The sequence below is a fragment of the bacterium genome (assembly GCA_021372775.1).
Classification (GTDB): domain Bacteria; phylum Acidobacteriota; class Polarisedimenticolia; order J045; family J045; genus JAJFTU01.
Genome location: JAJFTU010000272.1, coordinates 1 through 6042, shown reverse-complemented (window position 1 = coordinate 6042; position 6042 = coordinate 1). Strand labels below are relative to the sequence as shown.

The 6042-nt window shown below is 68.5% G+C and carries 6 protein-coding genes; 1 reads left to right on the top strand and 5 read right to left on the bottom strand.

Annotation, left to right across the window (positions count from 1 at the left end; genetic code table 11):
• The first annotated feature begins 219 nt into the window (after positions 1 to 219).
• Positions 220 to 1626 carry a sigma-54 dependent transcriptional regulator gene (locus LLG88_09595; GenBank protein ID MCE5247156.1) on the top strand — a complete coding sequence of 469 codons (1407 nt, stop codon included), beginning with the start codon at positions 220 to 222 and terminating at the stop codon, positions 1624 to 1626.
• Positions 1627 to 1701: 75 nt separating this feature from the next.
• Here LLG88_09595 and LLG88_09590 read toward each other — a convergent pair whose 3' ends face one another.
• From LLG88_09590 to LLG88_09570, 5 genes are all read right to left on the bottom strand, one after another.
• Positions 1702 to 2022 (bottom strand): hypothetical protein, encoded by a 321-nt coding sequence (locus LLG88_09590; protein MCE5247155.1) that lies wholly within the window; start codon positions 2020 to 2022, stop codon positions 1702 to 1704.
• Between the two features lie 5 nt (positions 2023 to 2027).
• On the bottom strand, positions 2028 to 2429 hold the full coding sequence (gene fliS / locus LLG88_09585; protein ID MCE5247154.1) for a flagellar export chaperone FliS: 402 nt from the start codon (positions 2427 to 2429) through the stop codon (positions 2028 to 2030).
• A 62-nt stretch (positions 2430 to 2491) separates the two neighbouring features.
• Positions 2492 to 4441, bottom strand: coding sequence for a flagellar filament capping protein FliD (gene fliD / locus LLG88_09580; protein ID MCE5247153.1), 1950 nt, complete (start codon positions 4439 to 4441; stop codon positions 2492 to 2494).
• A 43-nt stretch (positions 4442 to 4484) separates the two neighbouring features.
• On the bottom strand, positions 4485 to 4874 hold the full coding sequence (locus LLG88_09575) for a flagellar protein FlaG (GenBank protein ID MCE5247152.1): 390 nt from the start codon (positions 4872 to 4874) through the stop codon (positions 4485 to 4487).
• 79 nt (positions 4875 to 4953) lie between these two features.
• Positions 4954 to 5814 (bottom strand): flagellin FliC, encoded by an 861-nt coding sequence (locus tag LLG88_09570; GenBank protein ID MCE5247151.1) that lies wholly within the window; start codon positions 5812 to 5814, stop codon positions 4954 to 4956.
• Between the last annotated feature and the right edge of the window lie 228 nt (positions 5815 to 6042).

The following is a 6042-nucleotide window of genomic DNA, read 5'->3' as shown; positions in this document are numbered from 1 at the left end:
GGGAGACGCGCCAAGTCGCCCAACCGCCCGAAACGGCGGACTTTTCGCGTCCCGGCCCCGCGGCGGCAACTGTTGCCGCCCCGCCGGAATCCCGACGGTCCGGACGGGAATTTTCTTCCTGACGGTCGAATTCTTGACACTCTTCCAGAAAAGGCCATGTATAGTCTTCAGGCAGAGCGCCGCAGCCCCCCATTTAGGCGCGGAAGGCGGGTGGACGACATGGCGAACGACCCACAGCGTTGGAATATTGTCGTTGCCGAGGACGACCCGGGCCTTTTGCGGACCATCGTCGAGTATTTGACGGGCATCGGCCACGCGGTGCGCGGCGCCGCGGCGGCCGAACGGGCCTGGGAAATGCTGGTCGAGGAACCGGCCGACGTCCTGATCACCGACCTCAAGCTGCCGGGAATGGGCGGCCTCGAGCTGATGCGCCAAGCCAAGGCGCACTACGCCGACCTAGTCGTCCTGATCATGACCGGCTTCGCCTCGGTCCACAACGCGGTCGAGGCGATGCGCGAGGGGGCGGCGGACTACCTGCCCAAACCGTTCGCGATGGCCCAGCTGCGGTTCGCCCTCGAGCGGGGCGTGGACACCAAGGCGCTGCGCGAGGAGAACTCGCGGCTGCGCACCGAGCTGCTCGAGCGGACCAGCTTCGACCGGATCATCGGCAAGAGCCCGGCGATGCAGCGGGTCTTCCAGCTGCTGGAGAAGGTCTGCCAGGTGGACAGCACGGTGCTGATCACCGGCGAGAGCGGCGTCGGCAAGGAGCTGATCGTCCAGGCGCTCCACTACCGCCACCCGAGCCGCAAGAACGGGAAGCTCGTCGCGGTCCACTGCGGCGCGATCCCCGAGAACCTGATCGAGAGCGAGCTCTTCGGCCACGTCCGCGGCGCCTTCACCGGCGCGGACCGCGACAAGCCGGGACGCTTCGAGCTGGCCGACGGCGGGACGCTGTTCCTCGACGAAATCGGCACGATGCGGCCGGACCTGCAGGTCAAGCTGCTGCGCGTGCTCCAGTCGCGGCAGATCCAGCGGGTCGGCGGCACGCACTCGATCCCGGTGGACGTCCGGGTCCTCGCCGCGACGAACGAGGACCTCAAGTCGAAGGTCGAGAAGGGCGAGTTCCGCGAGGACCTGTTCTACCGCCTCAACGTGATCCCGGTGCACGTTCCGCCGCTGCGGGAGCGCCGCTCCGACGTGCCGCTCCTCGCGGCCCACTTCGCGGCGAAGTACTGCCACCACAACAACCTGCCGGCGAAGGAAATCACGCAGGAGACGATGCGGGTCCTGATGCGGCACGACTGGCCGGGGAACGTCCGCGAGCTGGAGAACGCGATCGAGTACGCGGTCGTGATGTCGGGCGGCCGGATCCTGCTCGAGCCGGGCGACCTGCCGGAGGAGCTGGCCGGCGGCCCGCTCAACACGGTCCTGCCCTGCACGCTGACCGAGGACGGCATCAACTTCCGCAGCGTCGTGTCGGAGGTCGAGCGGAACCTGATCCTGCAGAGCCTCGAACTGACGAACGGCAACAAGGCGCGCGCCGCGCAGCTGCTGGAGCTGAAGCGGACGACGTTCGTCGAGAAGCTCAAGCGGATCCAGAAGGGGCTGCCGATGTACGACGAGTGATCGGCGGCGCCGACGAAGACGAGAAAAGGGCGGGCCGGAAACGGCCCGCCCTTGGTTTTTGTCCCCGCGCCGTGGTCAGGCGTTGCGCGAGTAACCGCGGGCCGCTCGGCCCCGACGGGCGTCGTCGGTCATCTCCTCCGACAGCTCCCCCTGGATCGAGCGCAGCAGGGCGAGGTTCTCGGAGGCCTCGCGCTGCACGTCGGCGAGGATCCGCTGGACCTCGCCCTCGGCCCCGGGGGCCGGCGGGAGCGAGTCGGCCAGTTCGCGCATCGCGTCGCGCCGACGCTCGACGAGTTGCGGCAGCTCGAGCAGCCGCCGCCCCTCGACGAGACGGCGCTCCTCGCGGCAGAGTTCGCGCAGCGCGAGGGCGGCGGTCGTGGCGCGGTCCGCGGCCATCGCGGTCAGCGCGGGAGACCGGTCTGCTTGACGCGGGCCTCGGCCCACGCGTCGCGCAGCGGCGTCATCAGTCGGGCGACTTCCATCAGCCCCGCCGGATCGGCCTGCAGGTGCGATTCCATGATCCGCCTCCGGCAGTAGGAATAGAGCCGATCGAGGTTGAAGGCCACTTCCCCGCCCTCGCGGAGATTCAGGACCGCCTGGAGTTCGCCGACGATGTCGGTCGCCCGGCGGATCTGCTCCGCCGCGGGGGCCATCTGCCGCGCCTGCAGCAGCTCCGCGCCGCGGCGCAGGAAGCTGAGCATGCCGTCGTACAGCCGGACGACGAGGCCGACGGGGTCTTCCATCTGGAGTTGGTTCGTCTGGTACGCCGAACGGGCCCGGTCAGCGAGTGCCGCGTAGCTCATCGTTGATCTCTCCCTGCGTCGTCTGCCGTTTATGTCTGTCTGGTCTGCTCGTCGTCCGCGGATCAGGACGACGAGGTCTTGGCGTTCAAGGAGGCGAGCAGCTGGTTGAGCTGGCTCACCGCCTGTTCCGCCGCCGAGAACTGCTTCGTGAGCAGCTCCCGCTTCGAGTCGAGGCGCGCCTGAACGGTGGCGATCTGGTCGTTGGCTTCCTTGATCTGTTCGTCGAGGTTGGTCGTGGTGGCGTGGATCGTCCCGGTCAGCGGGTCGGTGATGCCGTCGATCTGGGCGACGAACTGGTCCACCGCGCCGGCGCTGAAGCCGACGGTCCCGAAGTTCCCCGACTTCTGCGTCACCATCGAGTCGGTCGCGTAGATCCGGACGGTCAGGCCGGCGACGTCTGTGCCGTCGTCGCCGATCAGGTCGCGGCCGGAGCCGTGGGCCGCGAAGCCGCCGATCGTCCCCTTGACGTCCGCGCCGGTCGCCGTCGCGCCCGCGGCGGAGAAGCCGGTCCCCGTGCCGTCGAGGCTGCTCGACACCGTGAGCGACTGCGCCGAGCCGTAGGCGTTGGAGGCGATGCTCAGCGTGCCGTTGCTGTTGGACGCGAGCGCCGAGACGCCGGCGGTCTTCAGCGCGGCGTTGATCTTGGAAACGACCGCGTCGGCGGTGTCGCCCGAAGCGAGGGAGACGTTGACCGCGGTCCCGCCGTTGAGGGCGACGGAGAGCGTCTCGTCGGCGGCGAGCGGCGCGGCCATCGTCGCCGAGGCGGTCGCCTGGCGCGCGGCCTGCGTCACGTTGATCCCGTAGGTCCCGGCCTTGACGCTCGAGCCGCCGTAGATGTAGGTCGCGAAGTTGTCGGTCGTCGAGCCGGAGGAGCGGAGGACGGCCTGGACCTCGTCGTAGCGCCCTTGGCTGACGATGTTGTCGAACTGCGAGGTCTTGAACTCGAGCTTGCCGGTGTTGTCGGCGACCTGGATGCCGAGCTCGGCGAGCGTCGAGATCTGGCCGTCGGCGATCCCGGAGACGCCCGTGGTCAGCATCTGCTGAAGCTGGGTCTGGATCGAGCGGAAGACCGCGTTGCCGCCGACGGTGGAGTTGGCGAGCGCCGTGGACGAGCCGAGCTGGGACTGGAAGAGGTCGTTGACGCTGTTGTAGGCGTCGACGAGGTCCTGCAGCGACTGCTTGGTCCCGGCCACGTCGTCGGCCACGTGCAGGGTGACTTCGGCGTCGGTCGTCGCGGACAGGTTCAGCGTCACGCCGGCCAGCGCGCCGGAGACGCTGTTGGTCGCCGACGTCACGCGGATCCCGTCGACCCAGACGACGGCGTCGGCCGCGTCCTGGAGATTGTTCGCCTTATCGGCCAAGCCGAGGTTCGTCGTGTCGGTGATCGTCAGCGCGTTGGCGGCGCCGGTGGCGGTCGACTTGACGACGAGCAGCTGGTTCGTCCCGTCGGAGACGATCGAGGCCGCGACGCCCTTGTCGGCGGCGTTGATCGTGTCGGCGATCGCCTGCAGCGAGTTGTTGCCGTTGGCGGAGGAGACGTCGATCGTGATCGCGTCGTCGGTCCCCGACTTGATCGAGATCTGGCCGTCCGCGACGAGCGGCGCGTAGGCGTCGGACACGCCGTTCGAGCGGACGCGCTGCGCGGCGGCGAGCTTCTCGACGCGGATCTTCACGTCGCCGGAGGAGGCCCCCGAACCGATCGTCGCCGTGAACGGCGTGACCGAACCGCTGGGCAGGTCGCTGATCGAGGTGGTCTTGCCGCCGAACGACGTGCTGTCCTTGATCGCCTTCAGCTTGCTTTCGAAGGTCTGGAGCGAGCTGCTCAGGGCGTTGAAGACGTTCTTCTGCGTCGTGTAGTTCGAGACGTCGTTCTGGAGCTTGGTGAGCGGATAGCTGTCGGCCTTGATCAGGGCGTCGGTGACGGCGCTCCAGTCGATCCCGGAGGCGAGCCCGGTGCTGAAGTTGACCGATCCCGTCCCGGTGGACGAACTCGTCGAACTGGTCGAAGCCATCTGGTCCTCCAGCGAGCGAACCCCGCGGGGACCGACGGGCCGGTCAGGCCCGCTTGTCCATCAGGAGGCCGAGATACCGCCGCATCTTCCGGCTGAACTCGACCAGATCCTCCGGGGGGATCTCTCGCACAACCTTATCGGTCCGAGCGTCGCGAACCTTGACCATCATGACGCCATCTTCGTCGACCTGGACGTCGAGGCGGGTGGTGCGGTTCGCCGCGTCCTGGACGGCCGTCGCCTTCTGAACGCGACGAAGCGAGGCGGCCTTTTCGGACGCCTCGTTGCTTTGGACGAGCGTGTCGGCCACGACCTGCGGTTCGGCCGCGCGGTCCTCGGCCCTCTGCTGGACCGAGGCGCGGACGGCGGCCGCGTCGGGCGCGGATGTCGCCGGCGGCCCCGTGGAGGCCGCGGCCGGCGGCGCGGCGGCGATCATGTTGGCGCTCATCGTTCAGCCTCCCATCGGCGAAGCGCCCGCGGGGGGCGGGGAATCCCGCCCCCCGGCGGCGCCTACGTCAGCGGAGCAGGCTCAGCACGCTCTGCGAGCTGGAGTTCGCCTGCGCCAGAGCGGAGAGGCCGGTCTGGTTGAGGACCTGGTACTTCGTCAGGTTCACGACTTCCTCGGCCACGTTCGCGTCCCGGATCTGGCTCTGGGCGGAATTCAGGTTCTCCGCCTGGACCGTGATGACCGAGATCGTGTGTTCGAGGCGGTTGTAGGCCGCACCGATCGTGCCGCGCATCGAGGAGACCTTGTCGATCGCCGACTTGACCTTCACGAGCTCGGCCTGGGCGCCGGAGGCGGTCTGCAGGGCGGTGGTGGCGGAACCGGTGGTGAGGCCGAGGCCGGTGGCGGTGAGGCCGTTGCCGGACGGCGTCAGGTTGATCGTCACGCGGTCGTTCGAGGTGTTGCCCGTGCCGACCTGCACGTCGACCGAGCTGGAGGCCGCGTTCAGCAGGTTCTGGCCGTTGAACGTCACGGTGTTCCCGATGCGGTCGATTTCGGCGAGGATCTGCTGGTATTCCTGGTTGATGGCGGTCTTGGCGGTGCCGGAGTCGGCGCCCGACGTCCCAGAGGAGGCCTGCTCGGCGAGGGTCACGGCGCGCTGCAGCAGGTTGCCGGTCTCGTTGAGGGCCGCGTCGGCCGTGTTGATGACGCCGATGCCGTCGTTGGCGTTGCGGACGGCCTGATTCAGGGCCGACACGTCCGCGTTGAGGTTGTTGGCGATGGCGAGGCCCGCCGCGTCGTCCTTCGCGCCGTTGATCCGGAGACCCGAGGACAGCCGGGCGATGGTGTTCTGCATGCCCTGGCTGGTCTTGGTCAGCTGGTTCTGAGCGTTGAGGGCGCCGATGTTGGTCACGATCGAGAAGTTGGCCATGTTTCCTCCCTGAACTGTTCGGGGCGGCTTCCTTGCCGGCCCGGCGGGCGGTATTGCCCGCGGTTCGTTTTCCTTCGCCGCGGATTGTCTGCGGCCCGCGGCGGCCGCATGGAATTTTTCTCCGCCGCACCCCCTTCGCTGACCGGCACCTCCTCTCCCGGGGCGGTTTGCGGCGACTTGCTTTCCTCGCAATGACTTTTCGGACAGGGGCCGCCCGGCTTTAGCGCC

Excerpts from the sequence above, each read along its gene's own strand:
- fliS (MCE5247154.1), bottom strand. The coding sequence starts at position 2,429 with ATGAGCTACGCGGCACTCGCTGACCGGGCCCGTTCGGCGTACCAGACG.
- LLG88_09570 (MCE5247151.1), bottom strand. The coding sequence starts at position 5,814 with ATGGCCAACTTCTCGATCGTGACCAACATCGGCGCCCTCAACGCTCAG.
- LLG88_09575 (MCE5247152.1), bottom strand. The coding sequence starts at position 4,874 with ATGATCGCCGCCGCGCCGCCGGCCGCGGCCTCCACGGGGCCGCCGGCG.
- LLG88_09595 (MCE5247156.1), top strand. The coding sequence starts at position 220 with ATGGCGAACGACCCACAGCGTTGGAATATTGTCGTTGCCGAGGACGAC.
- fliD (MCE5247153.1), bottom strand. The coding sequence starts at position 4,441 with ATGGCTTCGACCAGTTCGACGAGTTCGTCCACCGGGACGGGATCGGTC.
- LLG88_09590 (MCE5247155.1), bottom strand. The coding sequence starts at position 2,022 with ATGGCCGCGGACCGCGCCACGACCGCCGCCCTCGCGCTGCGCGAACTC.